The sequence below is a fragment of the Microbacterium suwonense genome (genome assembly GCF_030296555.1).
In the GTDB taxonomy this organism is placed as follows: Bacteria; Actinomycetota; Actinomycetes; order Actinomycetales; family Microbacteriaceae; genus Microbacterium; species Microbacterium suwonense.
Genome location: NZ_AP027728.1, coordinates 36,974 through 62,755, shown reverse-complemented (window position 1 = coordinate 62,755; position 25,782 = coordinate 36,974). Strand labels below are relative to the sequence as shown.

Annotated in this window: 31 protein-coding genes, 1 tRNA gene, 1 other RNA gene and 1 pseudogene; 15 read left to right on the top strand and 19 right to left on the bottom strand. The window is 69.8% G+C overall.

Translation table 11 applies throughout. From position 1 onward, the window contains the following. Nucleotides 1-76 precede the first annotated feature (76 nt). Genes QUE33_RS00360 through QUE33_RS00345 form a run of 4 tightly spaced genes read right to left on the bottom strand, consistent with a single transcriptional unit; the run spans nucleotide 77 to nucleotide 3,002 of the window. Entirely contained in the window at nucleotides 77-970 is an 894-nt protein-coding gene (locus QUE33_RS00360; RefSeq protein ID WP_286301261.1) for an ABC transporter ATP-binding protein, read from the bottom strand. Beyond that, on the bottom strand, nucleotides 967-1,785 hold the full coding sequence (gene modB / locus QUE33_RS00355) for a molybdate ABC transporter permease subunit (protein ID WP_286302961.1): 819 nt from the start codon (nucleotides 1,783-1,785) through the stop codon (nucleotides 967-969). Before modB ends, QUE33_RS00360 begins: the two co-directional genes overlap by 4 nt. Continuing rightward, nucleotides 1,770-2,552 (bottom strand): molybdate ABC transporter substrate-binding protein, encoded by a 783-nt coding sequence (gene modA, locus QUE33_RS00350; RefSeq protein WP_286301260.1) that lies wholly within the window; start codon nucleotides 2,550-2,552, stop codon nucleotides 1,770-1,772. Before modA ends, modB begins: the two co-directional genes overlap by 16 nt. Before the next feature lie 54 nt (nucleotides 2,553-2,606). Continuing rightward, nucleotides 2,607-3,002, bottom strand: a complete 396-nt coding sequence (locus QUE33_RS00345) for a TOBE domain-containing protein (RefSeq protein ID WP_286301259.1) — start codon at nucleotides 3,000-3,002, stop codon at nucleotides 2,607-2,609. Between the two features lie 175 nt (nucleotides 3,003-3,177). Here QUE33_RS00345 and QUE33_RS00340 point away from each other — a divergent pair, with 175 nt between their 5' ends. The 6 genes from QUE33_RS00340 to QUE33_RS00315 are packed head-to-tail and all read left to right on the top strand — an operon-like array spanning nucleotide 3,178 to nucleotide 7,026. Further along, nucleotides 3,178-4,221 carry a ThiF family adenylyltransferase gene (locus tag QUE33_RS00340; protein WP_286301258.1) on the top strand — a complete coding sequence of 348 codons (1,044 nt, stop codon included), beginning with the start codon at nucleotides 3,178-3,180 and terminating at the stop codon, nucleotides 4,219-4,221. Next, entirely contained in the window at nucleotides 4,218-5,414 is a 1,197-nt protein-coding gene (locus tag QUE33_RS00335) for a molybdopterin molybdotransferase MoeA (protein WP_286301257.1), read from the top strand. Before QUE33_RS00340 ends, QUE33_RS00335 begins: the two co-directional genes overlap by 4 nt. Then, on the top strand, nucleotides 5,411-5,911 hold the full coding sequence (gene moaC / locus QUE33_RS00330; RefSeq protein WP_286301256.1) for a cyclic pyranopterin monophosphate synthase MoaC: 501 nt from the start codon (nucleotides 5,411-5,413) through the stop codon (nucleotides 5,909-5,911). The genes QUE33_RS00335 and moaC overlap by 4 nt, the downstream gene beginning before the upstream one ends. Further along, the gene (gene mobA, locus QUE33_RS00325) at nucleotides 5,908-6,534 is read left to right on the top strand and encodes a molybdenum cofactor guanylyltransferase (RefSeq protein WP_286301255.1); all 627 of its coding nucleotides are present in this window, start codon (nucleotides 5,908-5,910) and stop codon (nucleotides 6,532-6,534) included. Before moaC ends, mobA begins: the two co-directional genes overlap by 4 nt. Then, the gene (locus QUE33_RS00320; protein WP_286301254.1) at nucleotides 6,531-6,791 is read left to right on the top strand and encodes a DUF6457 domain-containing protein; all 261 of its coding nucleotides are present in this window, start codon (nucleotides 6,531-6,533) and stop codon (nucleotides 6,789-6,791) included. Before mobA ends, QUE33_RS00320 begins: the two co-directional genes overlap by 4 nt. 1 nt (nucleotide 6,792) lies before the next feature. Continuing rightward, entirely contained in the window at nucleotides 6,793-7,026 is a 234-nt protein-coding gene (locus QUE33_RS00315; protein ID WP_286301253.1) for a MoaD/ThiS family protein, read from the top strand. A 96-nt stretch (nucleotides 7,027-7,122) separates the two neighbouring features. Here QUE33_RS00315 and QUE33_RS00310 read toward each other — a convergent pair whose 3' ends face one another. The 3 genes from QUE33_RS00310 to QUE33_RS00300 form a co-directional block, all read right to left on the bottom strand. After that, nucleotides 7,123-7,548 (bottom strand): molybdenum cofactor biosynthesis protein MoaE, encoded by a 426-nt coding sequence (locus QUE33_RS00310; RefSeq protein WP_286301252.1) that lies wholly within the window; start codon nucleotides 7,546-7,548, stop codon nucleotides 7,123-7,125. Then, complete coding sequence (locus tag QUE33_RS00305) at nucleotides 7,545-8,024, bottom strand: MogA/MoaB family molybdenum cofactor biosynthesis protein (RefSeq protein ID WP_286301251.1); 480 nt, start codon at nucleotides 8,022-8,024, stop codon at nucleotides 7,545-7,547. Before QUE33_RS00305 ends, QUE33_RS00310 begins: the two co-directional genes overlap by 4 nt. A 171-nt stretch (nucleotides 8,025-8,195) precedes the next feature. After that, nucleotides 8,196-8,516: a hypothetical protein gene (locus tag QUE33_RS00300; protein ID WP_286301250.1), complete on the bottom strand. Its 321-nt coding sequence runs from the start codon at nucleotides 8,514-8,516 to the stop codon at nucleotides 8,196-8,198. On the opposite strand from QUE33_RS00300, the gene QUE33_RS00295 reads away from it, so the two are divergent. Beyond that, on the top strand, nucleotides 8,508-9,818 hold the full coding sequence (locus tag QUE33_RS00295; protein WP_286300180.1) for an ISL3 family transposase: 1,311 nt from the start codon (nucleotides 8,508-8,510) through the stop codon (nucleotides 9,816-9,818). The genes QUE33_RS00300 and QUE33_RS00295 overlap by 9 nt on opposite strands. On the opposite strand, the gene QUE33_RS00290 is transcribed toward QUE33_RS00295, so the two are convergent. From QUE33_RS00290 to ffs, 9 genes are all read right to left on the bottom strand, one after another. Further along, nucleotides 9,798-10,007, bottom strand: a complete 210-nt coding sequence (locus tag QUE33_RS00290; protein ID WP_286301249.1) for a hypothetical protein — start codon at nucleotides 10,005-10,007, stop codon at nucleotides 9,798-9,800. The two genes, QUE33_RS00295 and QUE33_RS00290, sit on opposite strands and share 21 nt — an antisense overlap. After that, complete coding sequence (locus QUE33_RS00285) at nucleotides 10,004-11,323, bottom strand: ISL3 family transposase (RefSeq protein WP_434019600.1); 1,320 nt, start codon at nucleotides 11,321-11,323, stop codon at nucleotides 10,004-10,006. Before QUE33_RS00285 ends, QUE33_RS00290 begins: the two co-directional genes overlap by 4 nt. A gap of 119 nt (nucleotides 11,324-11,442) precedes the next feature. Further along, a complete protein-coding gene (locus QUE33_RS00280; RefSeq protein ID WP_286301248.1) occupies nucleotides 11,443-12,084 on the bottom strand; it encodes a DUF4190 domain-containing protein in 642 nt (213 codons plus the stop codon). A 190-nt stretch (nucleotides 12,085-12,274) separates the two neighbouring features. Next, a complete protein-coding gene (locus QUE33_RS00275) occupies nucleotides 12,275-13,558 on the bottom strand; it encodes an HNH endonuclease signature motif containing protein (RefSeq protein WP_286301247.1) in 1,284 nt (427 codons plus the stop codon). After that, nucleotides 13,518-13,700, bottom strand: coding sequence for a hypothetical protein (locus QUE33_RS00270; protein ID WP_286301246.1), 183 nt, complete (start codon nucleotides 13,698-13,700; stop codon nucleotides 13,518-13,520). Before QUE33_RS00270 ends, QUE33_RS00275 begins: the two co-directional genes overlap by 41 nt. Before the next feature lie 111 nt (nucleotides 13,701-13,811). After that, nucleotides 13,812-14,444 (bottom strand): hypothetical protein, encoded by a 633-nt coding sequence (locus QUE33_RS00265; RefSeq protein WP_286301245.1) that lies wholly within the window; start codon nucleotides 14,442-14,444, stop codon nucleotides 13,812-13,814. Further along, on the bottom strand, nucleotides 14,441-14,749 hold the full coding sequence (locus QUE33_RS00260) for a rhomboid family intramembrane serine protease (protein ID WP_286301238.1): 309 nt from the start codon (nucleotides 14,747-14,749) through the stop codon (nucleotides 14,441-14,443). Before QUE33_RS00260 ends, QUE33_RS00265 begins: the two co-directional genes overlap by 4 nt. Continuing rightward, nucleotides 14,710-15,039 (bottom strand): hypothetical protein, encoded by a 330-nt coding sequence (locus QUE33_RS00255; protein WP_286301237.1) that lies wholly within the window; start codon nucleotides 15,037-15,039, stop codon nucleotides 14,710-14,712. Before QUE33_RS00255 ends, QUE33_RS00260 begins: the two co-directional genes overlap by 40 nt. A gap of 99 nt (nucleotides 15,040-15,138) precedes the next feature. After that, an RNA gene (ffs, locus tag QUE33_RS00250) (signal recognition particle sRNA small type) lies at nucleotides 15,139-15,235 on the bottom strand. Nucleotides 15,236-15,273: 38 nt separating this feature from the next. Here ffs and QUE33_RS00245 point away from each other — a divergent pair. The 7 genes and pseudogenes from QUE33_RS00245 (at nucleotide 15,274) to QUE33_RS00215 (ending at nucleotide 22,690) form a co-directional block, all read left to right on the top strand. Continuing rightward, complete coding sequence (locus QUE33_RS00245) at nucleotides 15,274-18,198, top strand: DEAD/DEAH box helicase family protein (protein WP_286301244.1); 2,925 nt, start codon at nucleotides 15,274-15,276, stop codon at nucleotides 18,196-18,198. 99 nt (nucleotides 18,199-18,297) lie between these two features. After that, entirely contained in the window at nucleotides 18,298-19,281 is a 984-nt protein-coding gene (locus QUE33_RS00240; protein WP_286301233.1) for an AAA family ATPase, read from the top strand. A gap of 26 nt (nucleotides 19,282-19,307) precedes the next feature. Then, nucleotides 19,308-19,793: a hypothetical protein gene (locus tag QUE33_RS00235; RefSeq protein WP_286303209.1), complete on the top strand. Its 486-nt coding sequence runs from the start codon at nucleotides 19,308-19,310 to the stop codon at nucleotides 19,791-19,793. Then, the gene (locus tag QUE33_RS00230) at nucleotides 19,676-20,188 is read left to right on the top strand and encodes a DUF58 domain-containing protein (protein WP_286303197.1); all 513 of its coding nucleotides are present in this window, start codon (nucleotides 19,676-19,678) and stop codon (nucleotides 20,186-20,188) included. The genes QUE33_RS00235 and QUE33_RS00230 overlap by 118 nt, the downstream gene beginning before the upstream one ends. Before the next feature lie 82 nt (nucleotides 20,189-20,270). Beyond that, the gene (locus QUE33_RS00225) at nucleotides 20,271-20,486 is read left to right on the top strand and encodes a hypothetical protein (RefSeq protein WP_286301232.1); all 216 of its coding nucleotides are present in this window, start codon (nucleotides 20,271-20,273) and stop codon (nucleotides 20,484-20,486) included. After that, a pseudogene (locus QUE33_RS00220) lies at nucleotides 20,479-21,483 on the top strand (TgpA N-terminal domain-containing protein); the annotation flags it as partial. The gene QUE33_RS00225 and the pseudogene QUE33_RS00220, both read left to right, overlap by 8 nt. Nucleotides 21,484-21,553: 70 nt before the next feature. Next, nucleotides 21,554-22,690 carry a transglutaminase-like domain-containing protein gene (locus tag QUE33_RS00215; RefSeq protein WP_350226479.1) on the top strand — a complete coding sequence of 379 codons (1,137 nt, stop codon included), beginning with the start codon at nucleotides 21,554-21,556 and terminating at the stop codon, nucleotides 22,688-22,690. 94 nt (nucleotides 22,691-22,784) lie between these two features. Here QUE33_RS00215 and trhO read toward each other — a convergent pair whose 3' ends face one another. From trhO to QUE33_RS00200, 3 genes are read right to left on the bottom strand one after another with little or no spacing between them, the layout of a single operon-like run. Continuing rightward, complete coding sequence (gene trhO / locus QUE33_RS00210; protein WP_286301230.1) at nucleotides 22,785-23,672, bottom strand: oxygen-dependent tRNA uridine(34) hydroxylase TrhO; 888 nt, start codon at nucleotides 23,670-23,672, stop codon at nucleotides 22,785-22,787. A 9-nt stretch (nucleotides 23,673-23,681) separates the two neighbouring features. Beyond that, complete coding sequence (locus QUE33_RS00205; RefSeq protein ID WP_286301229.1) at nucleotides 23,682-24,593, bottom strand: hypothetical protein; 912 nt, start codon at nucleotides 24,591-24,593, stop codon at nucleotides 23,682-23,684. Then, complete coding sequence (locus QUE33_RS00200; protein ID WP_286301228.1) at nucleotides 24,586-25,479, bottom strand: hypothetical protein; 894 nt, start codon at nucleotides 25,477-25,479, stop codon at nucleotides 24,586-24,588. Before QUE33_RS00200 ends, QUE33_RS00205 begins: the two co-directional genes overlap by 8 nt. Nucleotides 25,480-25,638: 159 nt before the next feature. Between QUE33_RS00200 and QUE33_RS00195 the strand changes: the two genes are divergently transcribed. Continuing rightward, nucleotides 25,639-25,723, top strand: a tRNA-Ser gene (locus QUE33_RS00195). The last annotated feature ends 59 nt before the right edge of the window (nucleotides 25,724-25,782 follow it).

Genomic DNA, 25,782 nt, shown 5'->3' with positions numbered 1-25,782 from the left:
GCCTTCGCCTCTTCCACGGTCTGTCTGCCACCGTACTCCCCGGTGATGCCCCCGCTCCGGTGCGGAACGCAGGGAGTCAGGATGCCGGCGGACGGATGCTGATCGTCGAGCCTGCCGCCATCGGCGTCCCGGACGGGAATCCCAGTTCGATCGGAGTGCCGTCGGCGATGCGTGCGTGGACGCGGATGCCGTCGGCATCCGTCTGCACGCGCTCCACCTTCGCCTCCCACGGGTCTCCGCTCGCGGACGCGTTCAGCGCGACGGCGGCGATGAACGACGTCGCGGGCGCTCCGAGCACCGCGGCGGGGCTCCCTTCGTCGGTGACGCGCCCGTGTTCGAGCACGAGGAGCCGCCCGGCGAGGGCGATCGCGTCGGTCGCGTCGTGCGTTGCGAGCACGGTGGTGATCCTCGTCTCGGCGAGCGCGTCGCGCAGCAGGGAGCGGATGCCGTCGGCGGTCTCCGGGTCGAGGGAGGTCAGCGGCTCGTCCAGCAGCAGCACACGGGGTGAGGTGGCCAGGGCCCGCGCGAGGGCGACGCGCTGCTGCTGCCCGCCGGACAGCCTCTCCGGGTGACGGTCGCCCATCCCCGCCAGGCCGATGCGCTCGAGCCAGGTGTCCGCATCCGCCCGCGCCTTCGCCTTCGCGACGCGACGCGCCCGCGGGCCGAAGGCGATGTTGTCGCGCGCGCTCAGGTGCGGGAAGAGCCGGGGCTGCTGCCCGAGCAGGATCACGCCGCGTTCGCGTGCGGGCACGTCGACGGATCCGGCATCCTGCACCGTCGTGTCATCCAGCCGCACGGTGCCGCCGGTGAGGGTCGTGAAGCCCGCGATCGCGCCAAGCAGCGTCGATTTGCCTGCCCCCGATGGTCCCATCACGGCGACGATCTCTCCGGATGCCGCCCGCAGCCGCGCATCCAGCGCGAAGCCGCCGCGGTCGACCCGCACCTGCGCGTCCAGCACCGCACCGCTCATCGCAGCTCCTCCTGAACCGCGACGCCGCCGCCGGGCCGCCAGCCGCGCACCAGCAGCAGCACGGCGACCGAGGTGACCAGCAGCATCAGCGACAGGGCGATCGCGCTGCCCTGGCTGACGCCCGCGCCGTTGAATGCCGTGTAGATCGCCAGTGGCATGGTCTGCGTGACGCCGGGAGCGTTGCCGGCGAACAGCGCGGTGGCGCCGAACTCGCCGGCGGCGCGCGCGAAGCACAGCACGGTCCCCGAGAGCAGGCCGGGAGCCGCGAGCGGAAGGGTGACCCGCCACAGGATCGTCCACGAGCCCGCGCCCAGCCCTGCCGCGGTGCGCTCGTAGTCGATGCCCGAGGTGCGGATGGCGCCCTCCAATGCCAGCACCAGGAACGGGAGCGCCACGAAGGTCTGCGCGAGCACGACGGCGACGGTCGTGAACGGCACCTGCCAGCCGGTCCAGCCCAGCCAGCCGGAGCGGCCGAACAGGAACAGGAGCGAGAGACCGCCGACCATCGGCGGCAGCACGAGGGGGACGGTGACGACCGCGCGCAGCAGAGCGGCGGTGCGCGGTGCTGCCCGGGCGATGAACAGGGCGAGCGGGATGCCGATCAGCAAGCAGATGGACGTGGCGACGAGTCCGGTGATCAGCGACAGCCGCAGCGCGTTCAGCGCCTCGGGCGAGGTGACGTCCTGCCAGAGGGTGGGCCACTGCACCCGGCCGACCAGTGCGGCCAGCGGCAGCACGAGGAAGACGATCCCCACCAGGGCGGGGACCGCCAGCACTCTCGGTGCGTAGCCGCGTCGGGTCACGGGCCGTCGAATCCGAACATCGCCAGGATCTGCTGCCCGGCGGTTCCTGTGATGAAGTCGACGAAGGCCTGCGCCGCGTCGGGGTTCGGCGCATCCTCGAGCACCACGATCGGGTACGAGTTGACCACCTGGTCGGCGCCGTCGGGGGTGAATGACTCGACCTCGTCGGTGGTGGCGGCATCGGTCTTGTACACCAGGCCGGCGTCGGCCTCGTCGCTGCGCACCTTGGTGAGCACGGCGGTCACGTTCTGTTCCTGGCTGACCGGGGTGAGCTTCACGCCCTGCCCGTCGAGCAGTCTCTGCGAGGCGCCGCCGCACGGCACCTCGGGTGCACACAGCACGACCTTCGCGTCGGGATCGGCCAGATCGGCGAGCGTCTCGATGCCGGCCGGGTTCCCCTTCGGCACCACCACCACCAGGGTGTTGTGGGCGAACAGCACCGGGTCGACGGCGAGGCCGGGGCTCGTGACCTTGGTCATGTTGGCCTCATCGGCCGAGGCGAAGACGTCCACGCGAGCGCCGCCGTTGATCTGGGTGGCCAGGGTGCTGGATCCGTCGTAGGTGGCGGTGACCGTCACCGCGGGATGCTGAGACGAGAACTGCTCGATCGCCTCATCGAACGCGCCCTTCAGCGATGCGGCTGCCGAGATCGCGAGGTCTCCGCTGAGCGTGTCGGTGTGTGCCGGTGACGGCGCGGCGTCCTGCGGCGCACCGGAGCACCCGCTCAGCAGCAGGGCGAGTGCAGCCCCGCCGGCCGCGATCGTCATCGTCCGACGCATGGGTGCTCCTTGATCCGAGAGATGGGTGTGGCAGGCATGGCGAGAGGGCGGCGGTCAGTGCGTCGGCGCTTCGACGATGACGGTGGTGGCCTTGACCACGGCGACCGCGAGCGAACCGACTTCCAGGCCCAGGTCGCGCACGGCCTCGGCGGTCATCAGGGACACCACCCGGTGCGGTCCCGCCTGGATCTCCACCTGCGCGGCGACGGTGTCCATGATCACGTTCGTGACCAGGCCGGTGAACCGGTTGCGCGCGCTGGAGCGCACCCCGGTGGCGTCGTCGGCGGATCTCGCCAGGGCGATGGCGTGCTGCGCGAGCGCCTCGCCGGGGATCTCGGCGGGGCTGGCATCGGTGACCGGCAGCACGCCCTGATCGACCCATCGCCGCACGGTGTCGTCGCTGACGCCGAGCAGGTCGGCGGCCTGCGCGATCTTGTAGCTTGCGGACATGACGGCAGGCTATCACCGCTGATGCGGAACACTGCGGTGATTTTCTCCGCACATGCGGACGCCCTGCCGTGTGGCTCAAGGGCTACCCTGTTGGGTATGTCGCTCCCCCGCTGGTCGAACCCGTTGACGCGCTCAGCAGCAGGGAGCAGCGCGCACGGCACGACACCAGCGCCTGGTGGGGCTCGGCCCCGACGGCCAGCGGCGCATCGCGGCTGCGACGGTGGGCATCATCGGTGCCGGCGGGCTGGGCTCGCCGGCGGTGCTGGCGCTGGCATCCGCAGGGGTCGGACGGATCGTCGTGTTCGACGACGACGACATCGAGCTGTCGAACCTGCAGCGGCAGGTGATCCACCGTCTGCAGGACGTCGGGCGGCCCAAGACCGACAGCGTCGTACGGGTGGCCGCCGAGATGTCCGAGACCGAGGTGCGGGTCGTGGGCACCCGGCTCACGCACGACAACGCCGCCGAGCTGATCTCGGGTGTGGACCTGGTGCTCGACGGCACGGATTCCTTCGAGAGCCGTGAGATCGTCGCGGCGGCCTGCGAGCGGCTGGCCGTTCCGCTGGTGTGGGGCACGGTGCAGGAGTTCGCCGGACTGGTGACGGTGTTCTGGTCGGCACCTCCCGAGGGAACGGATGCCGTGCAGCTGAACGACCTGTACCCACCGGGCAGCGAGGCACCGGCGTGCTCGGCGGTGGGCGTGTTCGGTCCGCTCTGCCTGCAGGCGGGTTCGCTGATGGCATCCGAGGCGCTCAAGCTGATCACCGGGATCGGTCAGCCGCTGCTGGGACGGATCGCGATGATCGATGCGCTTGCGGGGACGGTGCGCGAGGCACCGCTGCGCGCAGCGCGCACGAGCCCAGCATCCGGTGTCACGGCATCCGATCTCCCTGCATCCGGTGTCGCTCCTTCGCGTCCCGCGCCGCCGAGCGCGCCCGAGGTCGACGATCCCGGCGAGGGCGCCGTCGTGATCGATGTGCGCGAGGCCGATGAGATCGCCTCAGGCACCCTGCCGGGGGCGCAGCACCGGCCGCTGGCCGCGCTGCTCGGCGACATCGATGCGGCGGTGGGGGAACTGTCCGGCCGTGAGGTGGTCGTGGTGTGCCAGGTGGGTGGCCGCGCGCGCCGGGCGGCGCGGGCGCTGCGCACGGCGGGTGTCGATGCCGTGGTGCTGCGCGGCGGGATGGACGGATACAACAGCAGGAGGCAGTCGGCATGATCACCGTCGAAGAGCATCGTGAGCGCATCCTCGCCGCTGTGCACCCGCTGGATGCCGTGCATCTGCCGCTTCAGGGAGCGCTCGGGCGCATCCTGCGCGAGCCGGTGCGTTCGGCCGTGGACCTGCCGCTGTTCGACAACTCGGCGATGGACGGCTTCGCCGTGCGGTTCGCCGACGTCGCGGAAGCGTCCGCCGACTCTCCCGTGACCCTTGACGTCGTCGCCGACATGCCGGCCGGCAGCCCGGCCGATCCGGCGTTCGGGCCAGGACAGGCGGTGCGGATCATGACCGGCGCTCCCGTGCCGCGCGACGCCGACGCGATCGTGCCCTTCGAGGACACCGCCGAGGGCCTGGCCGATTCGCTCGGCAGCATCCGGGTGATCGCTGCTCCCCGCGCCCGTGGCGCGCACATCCGCCCGCAGGCCGAGGAGTGCCATGCCGGCGACGAGATCCTGCCCGCCGGAGCCGAGCTGGGAGGCAGGCAGCTGGCGGCCGCAGCCGCTGCCGGTGTGCAGGAGGTCGTGGTCTCCCGCGTGCCGCGCGTGGCGGTGATCTCCACCGGCGACGAGCTGCGTCCGCCCGGTGAGCCGCTGGAGCGCGGGCAGATCCCGGAGTCGAACAGCACGCTGCTGCAGGGACTGTGCCGCGAGAACGGTGCCGAGGTGGTGCTGACGACGTCGGTGAGCGACGACGGCGACGGCCTGCGAGCCGCGCTGACAGGGTCTGCGACCCTGGGTGCGGATGTCGTGATCACCTCGGGCGGCGTCAGCGAGGGTGCCTACGAGGTGGTCAAGAACGTCGCGCGGATGCAGTTCGACAAGGTCGCCATGCAGCCGGGCAAGCCGCAGGGATTCGGCGACGGGGAGCCGCTGCTGTTCGGTCTGCCGGGGAACCCGGTGAGCGTGGCGGTGTCGTTCGAGGTGTTCGTGCGCCCCGCGCTGCGAGCCATGCAGGGTGCCGCGGAGCTGGACCGCCTGGTGGTGCGACTGCCGGTGATCCAGGCGTGGCGCACGCCGGCCGGGCGTCGCCAGTACCGTCCGGTGCTGGTCACCCGCGAGGGCGTGCGGCCGGCATCGTCGGGCGGCTCACATCTGGCCGCCAGTCTGGGGCGGGCCGAGGCGTACGCGATCGTGCCGGCCGAGGTGGATCGCGTCGAGGTCGGCGACGTCGTTGATGTCATGCTGGTGCCATGAGCTTCACTCATCTGGATGCCGCGGGCCACGCCCGCATGGTCGATGTCACCGAGAAGCAGCCGACGGTGCGTTCGGCCACCGCACGCGGGTTCGTGCGCTGCGCCCCGCACGTGGTGGCGGCCCTGCGCGATGAGACGGTCCCCAAGGGCGATGTGCTGGCTGTCGCCCGGATCGCGGGGATCGCCGGTGCCAAGCGCACGCCCGAGCTGCTGCCGCTCGCGCACGTGATCGGCGTGCACGGGGCGGTGCTCGAGCTGCAGATCACCGACGAGGGCGTGGAGATCGAGGCGACCGTGCGCACCGCCGACCGCACCGGGGTGGAGATGGAGGCGCTGACGGCCGTGTCGGTCGCCGCCCTCACCGTGGTCGACATGGTGAAGGGGCTCGACAAGGGCACCTCGATCGCGAACGTGCGCATCGTGGCGAAGACCGGCGGCAAGTCTGGCGACTGGCAGCGTCCGGATGAGCAGCGTCCGCACGAGCCCGCGCGGCCATGACGGCCGGCCCGGCGCCGAGGCTCGGCGCGGTCCTGCTCGCCGGAGGGCGGGCCTCGCGGATGGGCGGGATCGACAAGCCGGGCCTGCTCATCGACGGGATGAGCATGCGCGATCGGGCGATCGCCGCGGTGCGCTCGGTGGACGCGGCGCCGGTCGTCGTGGTGGGGCCGGAGTCGGAGGCGAGAGCGGATGCCGGGGCGGGCGGTGCGTCTGTGACCTGGGCGCGCGAGAACCCGCCCTTCTCCGGTCCGGCGGCTGCCGTCGTGGCTGGGCTGGGCGCCGTCGGCGCCGATGCTCCGGAGTGGACGTTCCTGCTGGCCTGCGACCTGCCCCGGCCGGATGTCGCCGTCGCGCGGCTGGTGCAGGGCATCCGGGGTCTTCCGTCCGAGTCGGACGGCGCATGTCTGGTGGACGAGACCGGGCGCCCGCAGTGGCTGACGGGCCTGTACCGGACGGTCGCGCTGGCGGCGACGGCATCCGCTCTTCCCGACCGAGGCCGAGATCAGCCGGTGCGGGCTCTGCTGGCCGGGCTCGATGTCGCGATGCTGTCCGACCCGGGCGCCGGTGCCAGGGATGTGGATACATGGGATGATTACGAGAGGCTGACGAAGGAGCGTTCATGAGCGAGCATCTGCCCCCCGAGACACTGGATCACTGGGCGGGCGCCCTGCGGGAGCACTTCGATCTGAGCGCCGACGATGTGCCGATCGCCCTGATCCTGGATCTGGCCAAGGATGTCGCGAACGGCGTCGCTCGTCCGGCCGCGCCGTTCAGCGCGTTCGTGGCGGGACTGGTCGCCGGGCGCCAGGGCGGTTCCCCCGACGACATCCGCTCGGCCGTCGCGGATGTGACGAAGCTGGCCGGCGACTGGCAGGGATGACATGGCTCAGGTGCGATTCTTCGCTGCGGCTGAGGAGGCCGTGGGCAGCCCGCAGCTGACCGTAGACGCGACGACGCTGCAGGCGTTGACAGCAAGTCTGAGCGATGAGCATCCGGCGCTCGCAGAGATCCTGCCGCGGTGCTCGGTGCTGGTCGACGGCGTGCGCGTGGACGGCAGCTGGCCGCTGCCCGGCGACGCGGTAGTCGACGTGCTGCCACCCTTCGCCGGAGGCTGAGCCCCCTCATCCCCGTCTACAAGCCCGTCTATTTGTGCGTAACGCGGCATCTCGAAGCCCGAATCGGCGCATTCGGCACAAACAGACGGGCTTGGGTCAGCCGCCGAGGCCCTTCCAGACGGTGGCGCCGTCGGCTTCGATCTGCCGCTTCCAGATGGGCAGGCTGTGCTTGATGGCTTCGATGAGCGTGCGGGAGATCTCGTAGGCATCGCCCCTGTGGCCGGATGACACCGAGACGATGACAGCGGCATCGCCGACCTCCAGTCGGCCGATGCGGTGGCTGGCGGCGACGATCGCATCCGTGGCGCCGATGGCCTGGTCGGCGAGTTCTCGCAGCGTCTGCTCGGCGTCGGGGTGCGCGGTGTATTCCAGGGCGACGACCGGGGTATCGGCGTCTTCGTCGTTGTCGCGCACGCGGCCGACGAAGGTGATCTCGGCACCCATGCGCGGGTCGTCGACGGCGGCGCGGTGCGCGTCGACGTCGAGCGGCTCGGTGCTGATCTGCGCGAGTCGGATGGTCATCGGTGGTCCTCCCCTTCGAGCTGCCCGAGCGCGTGGTGCGCGATCTCGAGCACGAGCCGCATGCCCGATTCGACGGCGGCGGTCGAGCCGGGCAGGTTCACGATCAGCGTGGTCCCGGCGACGCCCGCCAGTCCGCGGGAGAGCAGCGCGGCGGGCTTCTCGGCGGCGCCGCGGCGCCGGAGCTCTTCGGCGATGCCGGTCAGCCGGCTGGTGAGCACGCGGGCGGTGCCCTCGGGGGTGCGGTCGCGGGGGCCGATGCCGGTGCCGCCGGTGGTGATGATCAGGCGGATGCCGCGTTGCACCGCCTCGCGCAAAGCGCGCTCCACCTCGTCGGCGCCGTCGGGAATGATGATCGCGTCGTCGCAGTCGAATCCGGCGGCGCGGAGTGCGTCGACGGCGATCGGGCCGGATGCGTCGGCGCGCTCACCGCGGGCAGAGCGGTCGGAGACGGTGATGACGGCGGCTGCCAGCGACATGTCTCCAGCCTAGCGAGCAGATCCCGGGGTCGCCCACGTGCGCCAGTACGTTCTGAGGCCGATAGCAGTCCGAAAATGGACAAGACAATCGGCAACGAATTTTCAACGCTGCCCGCGAAGATCCAAAATGCTCAAGGATCGGCAAACTCCAGTGACGCTACAAAGCCGATGTCACCCAATTGTGGAGACCTCGTCAAGCGTGAACCGAATACCGGCTGTCGCCAGTTCGAGTTGTGCCAGCACGATTTCATCGCTGCCGTCAATGCCTCCGGAGATAGCCATCTGGCCGTCCATCACCACAGCCTGAACTTGCGGTGCGAAGAGAACTTCACGACTGCTCACGATCGCAAGCTGGTTACCGGGCGAGGGCACGCCAAAGAGGCTCTTCGCAGTTGAGGGTGTAGGTGTGCCAGTTCGCGGATAGGGGTCGAGGTCTTCCAGGATGGAAGTTCTCACACTGCCCATCTGCTGAAAGACCTCGACGTGCACCACGCTACCTTCGCGACCCCTGACCTGACGAAGTTCTGCCGTCTGGATGAACTCGGCCTGGTGGCCGTCGGGCAGCTGATCGGCCCGGAACGGGCGGTGATCGAGTGTCGCGTGACGGATCCGGACCCGTGGTGCCAGGGCTGCGGGTCGCGTGCTCTCTCGCGCGGGAGCATCGCTCGTCGCCTCGCGCATGAGCCGTTCGGACACCGGCCGACGACGCTCCTGGTCCGTCTCCGCCGCTACGCCTGCACGGGGTGCGGGCGACGCTGGCGAGAGGACGCCACGGCTGCGGCTCCTCGGCGGGCGAAGCTGTCTCGTGGCGGGATGCGGTGGGCGTTGGAAGCGCTCGTTGTGGACCATCTCACCGTCTCCCGGATCGCCGCGGGTCTCGGAGTGGGCTGGCACACCGCCAACGATGCTGTTCTCGCTGAAGGCCGCCGGCTGCTGATCGATGACCCGTCCCGGTTCGACGGTGTCCGAGTGCTCGGCGTCGATGAACATGTCTGGCGTCACACTCGCAAGGGCGACAAGTACGTCACCGTGATCATCGACCTCACCCCGGCCCGCGATAAGACGGGCCCCGCACGACTGCTGGACATGGTCGAGGGCCGGTCGAAGGCAGTGTTCAAGCAGTGGCTCGCCGCCCGCCCGAAGGCCTGGCAGAGCGGGATCGAGATCGTCGCGATGGATGGGTTCACAGGGTTCAAGACCGCCGCCGCGGAAGAGCTTCCCGACGCGGTCGCTGTCATGGACCCGTTCCATGTCGTCCGTCTCGCAGGCGACGCTTTGGATGTGTGCCGACGGCGTGTCCAGCACGACATCTTCGGTCGACGGGGCAGGCGCAACGACCCGCTCTACAGGTCCCGCCGCACCCTGCACACCGGCGCTGGTCTGCTCACCGACCGGCAGGCACAACGCCTGGAAACCCTGTTCGCTGACGAGCAGCACACCGCAGTCGAGGCGACCTGGGGGATCTACCAGCGCATGATCACCGCCTACCGTGAGCCCGATCGCAAGCTCGGCAAATACCTCATGCAGTCCGTCATCGACGCCACCAGCTCGGCAGTCCCCACCGGCCTCGAAGAGATCCGCAAGCTCGGCCGCACGCTGAAACAACGCGCCACCGACATCCTCGCGTTCTTCGACCGACCCGGCACCAGCAACGGACCCACCGAGGCCATCAACGGCCGCCTCGAACACCTCCGCGGCAGCGCGCTCGGCTTCCGCAACCTCACCCACTACATCGCCAGATCACTACTCGAAGCCGGCGGATTCAGACCCCACCTACACCCTCAACTGCGATGAGCCGCCAAAGATCGCCTGAGTCAATTCGCCGAGCCGTCGCGTTCCCAGGCTGGGCAAGTCAAGGTTGATCTGTGCCCCGTCGGCGTTCACAGTCGCGCCGTCGAGCGCGATCTCTTGAGAATCAAGGAGGTACTTCTCCTCCATCGAAGCGTCGCATATCAGGCTCTTCGGACTTTCGGTGGGGGTCATGGGGTGAGGCCGCCGGCGGCGAGGAGCATGCGGAGCCGGTAGTTGTCGCGGTTGCGGAAGCCGCGGGCGAGGCGGCGGTGCAGCTCGATGATCCCGTTCACGGCCTCAGTTCCGCCGTTCGATGATCGTCCGGTCGTGAAGTACGCCAGGAACGCGGCTCGCCAGCGGCGGAGGGTGCGGCCGAGGCGGGCGATCTCGGGGATCGGGCAGGTGTGGAACGACTCGACGACCTTCTGCGCGATCCGTCGCCCCTCGGCGAGGTCCTTCTGGTGGTAGGCGGAACGCAGTTGCTGGGCGCACTGCCACGCGACGAACACCTCGTCGTGCGCGGGGTCGGCCTCGATCGCTGCCGCGAGTCTGGTCCGCTGCTTCTCGGTGAGGTTCTCGGCGCCGGCGCGGAGGATGGTCTGGATCCCGTAGAGCGGGTCGCCCTTACGACCGCGATGCCCGAGGGTGTCCTGCTGAACCCGGCGGCGGACCTCGTCGACGGCGGCGGTGCCGAGCTTGACGACGTGGAACGCGTCCAGCACGGCCGTGGCGTCTTCGAGCTTGTCGTCGATCGCGGTCTTGTAGCCGGCGAACGGGTCAAGAGCGGCGACCTTCACGTTCCTCCGGAACGCTTCGCCGCGTTCGGCGAGCCAGGACGCGTAGGCCTTCCCGGAGCGGCCAGGCACCAGGTCAAGCAGCCTGGCCCGCGTCTTTCCGGTGCTGTCGCGGCTCAGATCGACCATCCCGGTCAGCTCCTTCGGACCGCTCTTGCGGGGGTCGACGTGATGCCAGATGTGCTCATCGACACCGAGCGTGGTGACGTTCTCGAACCGGGACTCGTCGGCCGCGAGCCGCTCCAACTCAGGCTCGACAGCGCGCCACACCGTCTTCCACGACGTGCCGAGCTGACGGGCGATACCGTGCACGGTGGCGTGCTCGCGGCGCAACTGCCCGATCGCCCAGCCGACGGCGCGCGTGGTGATCGACCCGCGCCGGGCGACCAGGCCCGGGAGTTGCTCCACGAACGTCCGCCGCGCGCATCCCACCTCATCGCACCGCCAGACCCGCTGCCGCCACACAATCCGCACCCGCGTCGTCGCGGGCACATCATGAAGCACCCGTCGGCGGCGGCCACGACCGGTCGCGACGACCCCACACGAGGGACAGCCGGTCGGTGCCGCTGGCGTCGAGACCGTCACCACCAGCAGCCCGTCGCGACGGTCGACGCGCTCGACATGGACATCAGGAAGACCCAGCAGAACGTCGCAGCGGGAACACGGATCAGTCGCAGAGCGCGCAGAAGCGCACCCCGAAGTAGGGTGAAGCACGTCGAGGTCCTCGTGAAGATCAGACAGTTAGCGCTACTGATCCTCGGGGACCTCGACCCCTACCCGCCGAACATCACCCGGCGAGCCTCACCCCCACCGGATGTCCGAAGAGCCGCATATCACATCGAACCCATGCACCTGAGCGACATCAGAAATTGTCTCCGCACAATCCACGTCGAGGAATTCACGGGCGATCTGCTCATCAAGATCGGGAGAATCAGCGAAGCCGTAGAACTCCCCTGTGCGATGCCGAGCACGGACCGGATGCTTGCCTCGTTCGCAGCTCCAAGAATCTCAGCGGCATCATGAACGGCCTCGATCGACGCCGCATCGTCGAACGTAACAGCGATAGCGCCATCGCCGGAAGAATCAACCGTCGAGAATGCGATTCCGGCACGCTCAAGTCGATGGCGCAGGACTGTTTCGGCAGCATCGGACAGAGGACCTGAGATGGCCCGGCCATCGGCGCCCTCCAGCGATACCGTCACGCGGTTCACTGTTGTCGTCGTCGCCTGCGTCGGCGTGCTGTTCGCGAGCGAAATATTGTTGGCAACGCCAAAGATCATCGCGCCAAAGAGTGCAAAAACGACGATAGCGAAAACCACTGCGGCCAACCATAGATATCCCAGGATGAGACCCGTGATCGCCATTCCTCGACCACGCTCACCGGTACGTCGGATTTGCGACAGTCCTATGTGGCCAAACACGATACTCAGCGGGCCTGTCGGAAGGAAAGAAAAGATCAGCGCCAACAAAGCCATCGTGTTCAACGGTGCGTTCGGGACTGGAGAGGGCGTAGACGTGTCCGACCGCGGAAGCTCGTGGGGAGCGGCAGGCTGGCTCAACTGTGTGGTTCCTGTCAATAGGACAATCAACTATCTTGTCGCCAAATATAGCGGCAGGGACTGGAGCGCGGATAGGCCGGGAGACGCCCGAACAGCATGAGCCACTTCAGGCAGCGATGTCGTAGCGTGCTCTGCCGCCGAGGCGTGGGGTTCGGGTGGGGTCGATGCTCGGGGGTGGGATGAACCACACTCGCGCCCGGGCGCTGACCCCGGTGCCGTTCTTGCCTGTGCCGTTCTTGCCTGTGCTGTTCTTGCTGGTACCGGGTGGGTTGTCGATGCGGATGTCCCACCCGTTGTCGTGGATGCGATGATGGCAGGTCTCGCAGAGCAGGATCCCGTTGGCCAGGTCGGTGGGTCCGGCATCTCGCTGCCACCAACGGATGTGGTGGACCTTGGTCATGTGCGGTGGGAGCCCGCACATCGCGCACCCGCCGTCGCGTTCGACGAGCGCGAGTTTCTGCGCACGGGTGAACAGGCGCCGCTCGCGCCCGAAGTCGAGGATCTCGCCGGCGCTGTCGAGCACGCAGGGGATCACCGCTCCAGAGGCCGCCATCCGTCGGATCGCGGCGATGCTGACGGGCTGGTCGGCTCCGTCGATGCTGCCGTGCCCGACGCCGGCCTGCAAGTCGCCGGCGTCGACCCGGACGATCACCGTCGCCCCAGCCAACGTCGTCTTCTCGGCCTCGCATCCCAGCACGTGCGTGCAGAACACCGTGAACGCGTCGGCGCGCATCATCGCCACGGTCCGCCGGTCGGTGTCCGCCTCACCCATCACAGACGCTTCGCCTGCGTCTGACGCGTCCTTACGCGCCTGGAACTGCGCGGTCACGTACCCGTCGACGGCGGCCTTGATCGCCGCACCCTCTTCGATCGGGGTGATCAGGTTCAGGTGCAGGTTCCCGTCGCGTTCGAACATCGTCGCAGACCGCTGCGCCCGCCGCTCGTGTTCACGCGCCTCGAGCCTGCTCTCTTCGAGCACCGCCTCAGCACTCTTGACGAGTCTGCGCACATCGTCCAGCGACAGTCCCTGGGCCCGGTTCACGAGCCGCCCCTCCACCTCGGCGACCTTCCCCGCCTCCTGCCCGACACAGGCGCGATCCAGGAACGTCACGATCAGCGACGCCGCCGGGGCGCCCAGCGCACCGGACGACAGCGCGGCCTGCACCGCGGGGTACTTCGCCGGCATCCGCTGCCCGACAAGATCCGTGCGCGGGGCCGTCGCCTCGCCGACCTTCACCAGACCTGCCGCATCCCCGGCCGAAAGCCCGGTCGTCGCCGCGATCAGTTGCACCGGGGATCGGAACCCGGCCTGTTTCGACAGCGAGTCCGCACCCAGCTCCGCCCGCGATTCATGAGCGATCTGCACCGCGACCTGCACCGCCAAGCGCATCCACCCGACGTTTCAACGCCCCGAGAGCCGCGTTCGTCGACATCAGCTCCGCCCGCGACAGATCCGCCGCGCAATCCGCATCCGCCCACGCCTCATCGAGGACCGAGAGGGCCTCGTGCAGAGAAGACAGTGCCGCCGACATGCCTCCAGCCTACGAAACCTCACCCACAGATGTCAAGCTTTTCTTCGAATTATTTACACTCTAAGAACATTAGGATTCGTATATCTCTTCGAGTTAAGCATCCGCCGACGATCACCCCGCACACTCCCCCGACAAGCCAGCCACCACCGCCACTGCGTCCTCCCGAAAGCGCGCATAGTGCTCGCGATCCGAGTTGATCTGCACACGGTTGATGGCGTGCGACGGCGGCATGCTCTGCCACCCCGGCACCGTGCCCAACCTGGTGAAGAACTTCGTCGCGGCGCTGGCGGGGTCCATCCGCTCCTCGACGCTGCCCCACCACTCCTGCTGCTGGAACAGCCCGATGCTGGTGGTGCGGCTGCCGTCGGGGTTCGCGACGCCCGAGGTCTCCCAGTCGCCATAGTCGATGTTGTGCAGCGAGCTCTCCCCCATCGCCGCCATCACGCCGATGACCTGCGCGTCGCGCTCCAAGCCCAGATCGCGAGCCGCGCGGATGATGATGGCGGCGTTCTCGAGCTGGTCACCGCGCCAGCCGTCGATCCCGGCGGCGGGGAAGGCGTGCGGCTCGGCGAGACAGTACCGGTCGGGGTGCGGTGCGGTGAGCAGTCCCGCACCGATGAAGACGGCCGAGATCACAACGGCGACGGATGCCGTGATCACGGCGATCCTCAGCATCCGTCTGCGCTCTCGGCGGCGCCGTGCGCGCCGTCGCAGCGTCGCCGCCTTCGACCGCTGCACGCTCACGCGGACGATTCCCGACGGCGGCCCGCGAACGCCATGAGGCCGCCGCCGACTCCGCCGAACAGGTGCGCCTGCCAAGAGATACCAGGGCCGGCGCCGAGAATGCCGGTGATCATGGTGGCGCCGTAGAGCGCGACCACGATCAGGGCGATGGCGGCGTACGCCAGCCGATGTGCGAGGCGCCCGGGAGCGATGACGCGCAGTACGACATAGCCGAAGTATCCGAACACGAGCACCGAGGCGCCGACGGTGAGCGTGCCCGGGGCGTTCACGAACCAGGTGCCTGCCCCGCCGACCAGCGCGACCACGACGGTGACCCCCAGAACCGCGTCGCTCCCTCGACGGCGACCAGACAGCCAAGCACCAGGAACGGCCCGGAGTTGCCGACCAGATGCGCCCAGTTCGCGTGCAGCAGCGGCCCGAGCACGAGGCCGGGAAGGCTGCCGAGATCCCAGGAGCGCAGCCCCCAGCCGGTGAACGAGCCGGGCAGCACGGCATCCGCGAACTGGATCGCCCACATCAGCGCGAGCAGCACGACCGGCGCGAGAAAGCGCGAGAACGACCGGGGGCGCGAATCGGGTGAGACGGATGCTGTCACAGCATCGATCTTGACAGGCCCGGGCCGGAGGATGCTGGACGAGGCTTGGCCGTCCGGATCACGGACAGAGACCTCCCGGATCGAGACCGCCCCCTGGAGAGAAAAGACCCTCCGCGCACCCGGCAGAGCCCGGTTACCCTTGCTGCGTTTCCGCCCTGGGGGAATTGGCCTGGATACCGTCACGCGGAGAGCCGTCGAACAGTCTACCCGACGTGGCCGATACGCTCGGTCACGATGAACCCACTGCCCAGCTCCCTCGCCGACTGGCGGTTCGACGGCGAGCTGCGCACCTATCAGAGCGAAGTCCTGGAACAGATCCCGGCTGCTCCAGCGGATGCCGCGATGCACATCGTGGCACCACCAGGCTCCGGCAAGACGCTGCTCGGGCTGCTGCTCGCCGCCCGCGAGGGACGGCGCACGCTCGTGCTGACGCCCACCGTGACGATCCGTCAGCAGTGGGTGCGGACGGCGCGCGACCTCGCGACGGACGACGCCCAGGTCTCCGACGACCCGGCGAACCTGGCCGATCTGACCGTGCTGACGTATCAGCTGCTGAGCGTCACCGGCGATAGCTCTCCTTTCGATGATCTCGCCCGTGCGCAGTGGACCGAACAGCTCGTCGAGGCGGGGCGGACGGAGGCGGATGCCGCGACCTGGCTCGCCACGCTGGCGGTCGACAACCGCGCACAGTACCGGCGCGGCATCCGCAAACGCTCGGCCGGCCTGCGCCGCCGGTTCGCGCAGACCCGGCCGGAGTCCTTGGCCCGGGTGCTGCACCCGAACGCCCTGGCGCTGATCGATCGCATCGTCGATGCGGGCGTCGACACGATCGTGCTCGACGAGTGCCATCATCTGCTGGATCACTGGGCCATCGTCGTCGCCTACCTGCGGGCACGGATCCGCGAGCGCGGCTGCACGGGTCTGCTCATCGGCCTGACCGCCACCCTCCCCTCCGCCGACGACGGCACCGGATTCGAGAACTACACGCAGCTGCTCGGCGAGGTCGACTACGAGGTGCCGACTCCGGCCGTCGTGAAAGAAGGGCACCTCGCGCCGTACCGCGCACACGTCTGGTTCACCGAGCCGGTCCCGCAGGAGGCGCATTTCATCCGGCGCAGTGAAGCGCAGCTGCACGAGCTGATGGTGCAGGTGCTCTCGACGCCGGACGGCGTCTCGTACCTGCACGATCAGCTGCAGCCCGCCGCGGCGACCACGGATGCCGAGACAGCAGATGCCGATGCCCCGACGCCTCCGCCGGCTCCCGCACTCCCGCCCGAGGAGTCCGCCCGTCGCGGGATCGACCGGGCACTCAGCGCCGATTTCACCCTCGCCCGGGCGTGCGGGGCGGTGCTGCGGGCGGCTGCTCCCCGGCATCCGCTCTGTGCCCTGCTGGACCCGCAGCTGTTCACCCGCGCGAGCACCGACGACCTGCTGCTGGTGCTCGCCCGCTTCGCACTGAACCGGCTGCTGCGCAACCCGGCCGCCCGCGACCAGTGGCGCTACGTGAAGGGCGCCCTGGCCGACTTCGGCCTGCACCTGACCGATCGCGGCATCCGGCGCGGACGCAACCCGCTGGAGACGACGCTGGCGACCTCGATCGCCAAGGATCACGCGACGATCGACATCCTGCGCCACGAACTGCGCAGTGCCGACGGCGAGCGCATCCGGGCGGTGGTCGTGACGGACGTCGTCGAGGCCGGAGACAACCGGGGCCTCACCGGCGGTGCCGCGCCCGGGGCGCTGCGCGTGTTCGATCTGCTGGCATCCGATCCCGAGACCGCCGCGCTGTGCCCGGTGCTGCTGACCGCTCAGCACCTGCGTACCACCGCCGCGGATGCCGACGCCGTCGCACAGGCGCTGGAGCGGGCACTCGGCAGCGCGGTCGAGGTCGAGGAGGGCTTCGGCGCGACCAGGGTGCTGCGCGTGCCGGGGTTCGGCGGCGGACGGCTGGTGGCCGCGGTGTCGCACCTGGTGACCGACGGCAGGGTGCGGGTGCTGGTCGGCACCCGCGGGCTGCTCGGCGAAGGCTGGGACTGCCCAGCGGTGAACACGCTCATCGACCTGACCAGCGTCGCCTCCAGCGTCAGCACGCAGCAGCTGCGCGGACGCACCCTGCGCCTGGACCCGGCCTGGGCGCAGAAGGTGGCGCACAACTGGTCGGTTGTGTGCCTGATCCCGCCGCACGTCGAACTCGATTCCGACGCCGAGCTGGATCGGCTGCGACGTCGGCACAGCCACCTGTGGGGCCTGAGCGCCGACGACCACACTCGTGTGATCACCGGGCTCGACGCCGCTCTCGACCGGGGCACCCGCGATCTGCTCGACCGGCTCATCGCGAAGGACCCGGCCACCTCGATCGACGCCCTGAATCAGGCGGTGCTCGCCGGCATCCGGTCCCGCTCGCAGACGCATGCCGACTGGCGCATCGGGCAGCCGTACACAGCCCGGGAGCGGGATGTGGTGGCCGTGCGCAGCCCCCACCGCACCGCACTCGTGCAGGTGCTGCCTGCCGTCGCGGTCGGGGCGCCGACGTTGTTCCTGCTGGGAGCTCTGGCCAGCGGGGGTCTGACCGCAGTGGCCAGTGGGGCCCTCGAGTGGAATCTGCCGCTGGCCGCCGGTGCCGGCATCGCCCTGGGCGGCGGCGCCGTCGTCGCCCTCGGCCGACGGATCCCCGAGCTCATCCGCGGGCTGCGACGCCGCCGGGACCCGTCGCTGGTCTACCGGGAGACGGCGCGGCTGGTCTCCCGAGCGCTGCAGGACGCCGGGCGGATCCCGTTCCTGCCGGACACCGCCGTCGAGGTCGACCGGCAGCGCGAGCCCGACGGATCCACGCGACTGCGGCTGGTCTTCGAGGGGCCGGCACGGGTGCGGCAGCTGCTGGCGGATGCCGTGCAGGAGCTGTTCGGACCGGTGCGCACACCCCGGTTCCTGTTGCGCATCGCCTCGGCCCGCAGACCGGATGCCTACCTGGCGGTGCCGCAGCAGATCGGCAGGCGCAGAGCGGATGCCGAGCACTTCGCAGCGCTGTGGCAGGACGCGATCGGCCCGTGCGAGCTGATCGAGCTGCAGGGCGAGGAGGGACTGGTCGTGCTGCGTGCCGCCCGCGCCCAGTCCGGACAGCTGGAAGGGTCCGGAGCCCGCACCACACTGTGGGGGTGAGCGGTGCGGCAGGGCTCCGGCCGCGCCCGCGCCCACCCAGCCGCGTTACGATCGAAGTTCGCACCGTCGCGCAGGGGGAGACACCGGATGCAGGAGCAGATGACCGAGACCGTCACCGAGCAGATCACTGCCGAACGCTTCGCCGAGCAGACCTCCCGGATCATCGCCTCGGTCTCGTCGGTGATCGACGGGAAGCCGGAGGCGGTGCGCAGCGCCCTGACCTGCCTGTTCGCCGAGGGTCACCTGCTGATCGAGGACGTGCCCGGCGTCGGCAAGACCATGCTCGCCCGCGCGCTTGCCGCGAGCGTACACGCCACGGTGCGCCGCATCCAGTTCACGCCCGACCTGCTGCCGGGCGATGTCACCGGTGTGGCCGTGTACGACCCGGTGGCCCGCGAGTTCGAGTTCAAGCGCGGCGCCGTCTTCGCCCACATCGTCATCGCCGACGAGATCAACCGCGCCTCGCCCAAGACCCAGTCCGCTCTGCTGGAGGCGATGGAGGAGGGGCAGGTCACCGTCGACGGCGCCACGCATCCGCTCCCCCAGCCGTTCCTGGTGGTCGCCACCCAGAATCCGCTGGAGATGGAGGGCACCTATCCGCTGCCCGAGGCCCAGCGCGACCGGTTCATGATGCGCATCTCGATGGGGTACCCGGATGCTGCGGCCGAGACCCTCATGCTGCGCCAGCGTGAGCGATCCAACCCCCTTGCGGCGATCACCCCGGTGACCGACGCGACCACCGTGCGCGCGTTGATCGCCTGGACCCGACGCGTGCACGTCGCCGAGTCCCTCGAGGAGTACGCCGTCGCTCTCGCCCAGGCCACCCGACAGGACCCCAGCCTGCACCTGGGCGCGAGCCCGCGTGCGACGCTGCAGCTGGTGCGCGCGGCGAAGGTGCGCGCTGCTCTGGACGGACGCGAGTTCGTCGTGCCGGACGACATCGCCGAGCTGGTCATCCCGGTCTTCGCCCACCGGCTGCTGGCCGCACGCGGGGTGCACCGTGCCGGCAGCCAGCCGGTGGAGGCGGCGCTGACCCAGATCATCTCGCGCGTGCCGGTCCCGTTCGCCGACACCCGCCGCTGAAGACCGCCGGACCGCTGAGGCTGCCGATGAAGCGTCGCCCGCTGACCGCGAGAGGCTGGGGATGCCTGCTCTCCGGCATCCTGCTGATCGTCGCCGCCAACGTGCTCTCGGCGCGGCCGCTGCTGTACGTCGGCCTGCTGCTAGCGGCGCTTCCCGTGATCTGCCTGCTGGTCGTGCGGCTGCCACGGCGTCGCGGCGAGGTGCACCGACAGGTGTCCACCGATGTGCTCGCCGTCGGCGAGACCTCCCGCGTCAACGTGCGCTTCGACCTGTACGCCTTCGGCATCCCGCGCGGCACCTGGCGCGACACGCTCCCCGCGGCGGTGCACGGCGATGCCCGCGGCGACTACCCCGAAGACGCGCTGCGCTACGACCTGGAGGGGTTCGCCGCGGCATCAGCACGCTCGGGCCGCTGCTGCTGCGCACCACGGATCCGTTCGGGCTCGTCCAGCGCGAGCAGGCGTTCGGCGATACGCGCACGATCACCGTCATCCCGCAGACGGTCGCGCTGATCCCACTGCCCACCAAGGTCGGCGCCGCCGGCGGCACCGCGCAGACCCGCTCGACCCGGCTCGGCCAGGGCGCCGACAACCTCATCCCACGCCCGTACGCCTCCGGCGACTCGCGTCGTCGCATCCACTGGCGCGCCACCGCGCACCGTGGCGATCTGATGGTGCGCCAGGAAGAGGAGGAGGCCAGTCCCGACGCACTGGTCGTGCTCGACCGAGCAGCCGACCGCTGGGATCGCCCCGGTGACGACGTGGATCCGGCGTTCGAGACCGCCGTGACCCTGTGCGGGTCCGTCGCGCTGCGATTGGCGCAGGACGGCTACAGCGTCGACGTGGTCGACAGCGCGGGCGTGCTGCTGGGGCGCTGCGCGGCCATGAGGAGGATCGGGAGGACCTGATGATCGCCCTGGCGATGGTCGGACCCCGTGGCGAGCCGCGCGACCTGCGCACCATCGTCGGCAGCACTCCCCGGGTCCGTTGGTGCTGATCACCGGCCGGATCGGCGACGCGGATGCCGAGAAGCTCAGCACCGCCGGTGCTGCGGCGCCCCTGCTGTTCGCGACCTCCGCCGGAGAGACAGCACTGGCGAGCGTGCGCGCACACGGCTGGCATCCGGCCGTGCTCACCGCAGATCCCGAAGACCTTCCGGCCCTGTGGGCATCCGCCCTCCCGCTCTCGGCGGTGCATCATGACTGACCGGGCGCAGGCGGCCGGCGCGATCCAGTCGCCGCCGCGGCGCCCGGCGGGACCGCTCGGCTCGGGCATGCTCGCGATGCTCACCGTGATCGTCGCCGTCTGGCCGTACACCGGCGCCGTGCAGCCGGGGCTGTGGAGCTTCGTCGTCGGCGTGACCGTGATCCTGGTCGCCCTCGTCGGCATGATCGCCCGCGGCGCACTCGGCGGAGTGCGAATCGGCATCCGTCGCGTGCTGGTGCTGCTCGCCCAGCTGATCGTCGCGGTCCTGGCCTGCACGGCGATGCTCGCCGGTGAGACTGCGCGACTGGGGATGATCCCCACCGGTCAGACGGTCCGCCTGATCGGCGTGCGGCTGACGCAGAGCTTCGACGAGATCATGAACGGCGTGGCGCCGATCGCCGCGTCCATGCCCATGGCGACGCTGCTGGGTCTGGCGTTCGCGGTGGTCGCGATCCTGATCGATCAGCTCGTCGCACACCGCCTGGTGGTGCTGGCGGTGCTGCTCAGCTCGGTGGTGGGCGTCGTGCCGATGCTCGTGTCGTTCGGAACGGTGAACATCGCCTGGTTCCTCATGCAGGCCGTGACGATCCTGCTGCTGCTGCGATTCGGGGCGCGGCACGATCCGCGTGCCGCGCGCAGCGCCTCCTCCACCGTGGCGACGACGGTCGGGGCGGTCGCGATCGTGGCAGCGCTCGTGCTCGCGCCGGTGCTGCCGGTGGCATCCGCTCTTCCCGGCACCGGGCCGATGCTGACCGTCAGCGCCAACCTGCGCCTGGGCGATGACCTGCGCCGGCCCGAGGGCGTCGAGGCGCTGACGCTAGTGACCTCTGCGGCGAGCGCCCCGTACCTGCGCATGGCGACGCTCTCGCGCTTCGACGGCGACGTGTGGCGGCCCGATCGCGGCGATCGCGTGCCGGTGCGCGCGGGATTCGGCGAGCGCGACTGGGCCGATCCAATCGCCACGGTGACGAACGATGTCTCGATCCGTGTGGTGGGCGTCTCCAGCGACCGGCTGCCGGTGCCGTACGCCCCCGAGCGGCTGACCGGGTTGGAGGGCCTGGTCGGCGGTGCCCGAGAACCGCACCGTGCTCAGTCGCACCGAGGACGCGGCCGGGTCGGACTACACGGTGAAGGTCGCCACCGCCGCGCCGACCCTGGAGCAGATTCGGGCGTCGACGGCATCCGGCGCACCGACACCCGAGCTGCCCGACGACCTTCCGCCGATCATCGCTCAGCTGGCGAGCGAGGTGACCGCGGGCGCCGACACCGATTACGACCGGCTGATCGCCCTGCAGGACTGGTTCCGCACCGAGTTCTCGTACTCGCTGGAGGCCCCGGTCGAGGAGGGGTTCGACGGCACGGGCGCCGAGGCCGTGGCGACCTTCCTGGACAAGCGCACCGGGTACTGCATCCACTTCGCGGGCGCGTTCGCGCTGATGACGTCGACGCTCGGGATGCCGGTGCGGATCGTCGTCGGCTATCTGCCCGGCACCGCCACGGATGAGAAGCGCGGCGACGACACCGTCTACTCGGTCACCAGCGACCAGCTGCACTCCTGGCCCGAGGTGCACTTCGCCGGCATCGGCTGGGTGCCCTTCGAGCCCACCGCCACGCTCGGCGTGCCGACAGCCTTCGCCGCCGAGTCGTCCGAGGGCGGTAACGGCGACGGCCCGGATGCCCCGCAGCCGACCATCGCCCCGTCCGAGAGCTCCTCCACGGCGCCCACGAGCTCGGCGGGGCCCGATGATGACCTCGGCGCCGATGGTGCGGCGCCGCTGCAGCGACTGAACCCGACCCCCGTGATGCTGACGGTGCTCGGCATCCTCGTGCTGCTCGCGCTGCCGATGCTGGTGCGCGAGGTGCGGCGCACTGTGCGGATGGGGCGGGCCCGGTCGGGCGATGCGATGGCAGCCTGGCAAGAGCTGTCGGACGCGCTGGTGGATCTGGGGCTGGCGGCACCCGAGGTGCAGACGGCGCGCGTGCGTGCCGATGCGCTCGCGATGACGCGCGGAGTGGATCCGGCGGCGCTGAGCCCGCTGGTGCGGGCCGTCGAGCACACCAGCTATGCCGAGACCGCCCCGGACGCCGAGAACCTGGCGAACCCGCTGAGGATCGTGCTCGCACAACTGGCCGCGAGCGTGGACCCGCGACAGCGCGTGCTGGCGCGGATGCTGCCGGCATCCCTGTTCCTGCGCCGACGCTGAGCCCCCCACCGCCTGGAAAGCCCGTCTATATGGCGCTGCTGCGCGGCTCGCCCGGCGTGTCGCGTGCACGAGTGCCAGATAGATGCGCTGTGGGTCAGGCGTGCTCGGGGCAGGCGACGGCGCCGCACGCGGCGCACACGACGAACTGACGGCGGCAGGTGGGTTCGGGGCAGTTCGCCGTCCGGCTGGTGCTCGCCCCGCATCCGGCGCACTCGCCGATGACAGCGGCGTGATCCGAGAACTCCACCGAGCCTCTCCTGTCGAAGACGTACAGCGACCCCTCCCACAGCCCGTCGTCGCCGTAGGTCTCGCCGTAGCGGGCGATGCCACCGTCGAGCTGATACACCTCGCCGAAGCCGCGCGAGACCATCAGGCTGGAGAGCACCTCGCAGCGGATGCCGCCGGTGCAGTACGTGACGACCGGCTTGCCTTTCAGCTCGTCGTAGGCGCCCTCGTCGAGCAGCCGGACGAAGTCGCGGGTGTTCTCGGTGTCGGGGACCACCGCGTTGCGGAAGCGCCCGATCTCGGCCTCGAGCGCATTGCGTCCGTCGAAGAACACCACCTCGTCACCACGCTCGGCGATCAGCTCGTGCAACTGCTCGGGGCTCAGCCGGGCTCCGCCGCCCACGACGCCGTGCTCATCGACGGCGAGCTCGCCCGGCGCCCCGAAGGAGACGATCTCGTCGCGCACCTTCACGCTGAGCTTGGGGAAGTCGAGGCTGTAGCCGTCGGCATCCAGCCCGGTGCCCTCGCTCCACTTCACGTCGGCGTCCTTGAACGCCGGATAGTCACGGAACCGGCGCAGCCACTTCTTCACCGCGGGCAGGTCGCCGCCGAGCGTGCCGTTGATGCCGTGCTCGGAGATCAGGATGCGTCCACGCAGCTTCAGCACCTCGCCGAGGTCGCGCTGCCACAGCCGGATCGCGTCCGGGTCCGCCAGCGGCGCGAACGCGTAGAACAGCACGATCTTGGGGGTGGGCACTCAGAGATTCTACGTGGGCTGGACTGACGGATCCTCTGGAGCCGAGGGCGAACGACGGAGCAGCCCGACGGCCAGCACCGTCACGGCGTAGACCGCGAACGGGATGCCCCAGAGCCACACACTGCGGGCCTGGACCAGCGGCAGGAGCAGGATGCCGGCGGCTGCGACCACCACGACGTAGCTGATCGCCCAGACGATCGGGCTCCAGTCCCAGAGCAGACGTCCCTCGAAGCCTCGCAGCGGCAGCAGCAGCACAGGCAGCGAGCCAAGCGTGATCACGAGCACAGTCATGCAGAACTCCAGCACGAGGATGGTGGCCAGATCCATGGCCGTCTGCAGCTGCGGGGCGCGGTTCGCATCGATCTGTTCCCAAATGATGAGATCCGTGAACGGGTGCCCCGCGATGAACGCCGTACCGACGGCTGCTGCGACACCCAGCACGAGCGCCCATCCCGCCCCGATTGCCACGGCGACCGCGCCAAGACGACGATCATCCGTAGCCGGCTCGGACGGGTCCGCCGCTTCGGAGGGGTCGGGCACCACCATCAGTAGGCCGAAGAGCACCACCGCGCCGATGCCGATCCACTGCGTGAACAGCGCGATGACCACGAGCAGCACAATGTGAATCGGCCGCACGACCAGCCGCGGCCGACCGCCGCGTCGGCGACTGATCAGTCCCTTCACCGCCCCCGAGGTTCCGTTGACGACCAGCATCGCCAGCAGCAGCACCGTGGCCACACGCGCGGTGGCGAGCGTGAACGCGAAACCACCGGCGATCAGGCCGCCGAGCGCGGCCGCGAGCACAAGAAGCCCGACGGCGGCGAATCCGGAGAAGCCGCCAGTGAGCCGCGCCCAGGGGTCGCGGCGCGCGGCCGGCTGCAGCTCGGCGGGCGGCATCGGTTCGGCGATCGGGTCACTCATTGCTCTCTCCTCGGTTGCGTCGCGTCTCCCTGCCTGCGAGCAGTGTCGGGATGCCGACCAGCACGGCGGCGCCCGCCGCCGCGGCCAGGCCCGTGCCGGCCTCGGTCGCGAAGGCGTCGGGACCCGACTCGAACGGTGCGGCGGCGGATGCCAGGATGCTGGGCTCGGCGATGTCGCCGTTCGCGACCTTCGCCGTGTGCGGGAAGTCCGCCGAGAGCGGTTCGGGGATGGCGACCGTGACCCAGACGGGGTCGCCGACGGCAACCCTGGTGGGGGTGTAACTGACCCAGGAGCCGTCGGCATACTCGTGCTTCACGAGGTCGCCGTCCTCGACCTGCTGGAGAAACATGCGGTGCACGCCGGGTCCCACGACCGACACAGGTACCCTCACTTCACCCACGCCGGCCTCGTCCGTCTCCTCGGAAGGGGTCGCGCTCCAGTCCCAAGAGCGGCCCTCAGTGCACTTCTTCTTCTCGGCATACTCGGCAGAGTCCTCGGCGAGGGCGACACTGAAGCCGCCATCGTCGTTCTCGTACCTGATCACTTGCGGAAGCCGCGAGTACTCGTCCGTGCTCGACACGGAGTCGAGCAGCCGCTCCGTGACGGCGTAGCTGCACGCCAGGCCTTCATTGATCTGCTTCAGAGCTTCCTGAGGCGATTTCCAGACCCCTTCGTCGCGCTCCCACGTCGCCACATACCCACCGGAGCTTCGGATCCGGATGTTCCAGTACGCGTCGTCCCCGCTGCCGTGCACCTCGCGGAATCCGTTGTAGTTCTCGTCCGCGAAGCCCAGCTCCACATCGCCCTCGTCGGCCGATGCGGCGGGCACCGTGACGAACAGCGTGGCCGCTGCCACTGCGGCTGCCGCACAGCCGATCTTCCTCATCCGTTGCATGTGTCGCTCCCTCCGGCACTGAGGTTAGCCGCCTGCGGCCGACTCCCGTCGGTGAGCGGCGGCATCCTGTGGATAACTCCGCCGACTCCGTCGCTCGGACCCGAGGCAGGAAGCGCTCTGCGGATCGGATAGGATGGACAGGTTGTTCCTGGTGACGTGTCCGAGCGGCCGAAGGAGCACGCTTGGAAAGCGTGTGTTGTGCAAGCAACCGAGGGTTCGAATCCCTCCGTCACCGCCGAATGCTCCGAGCCCCGAGACACGGTCCCGGGGCTCGGAGCATCTCCATTACTGGAG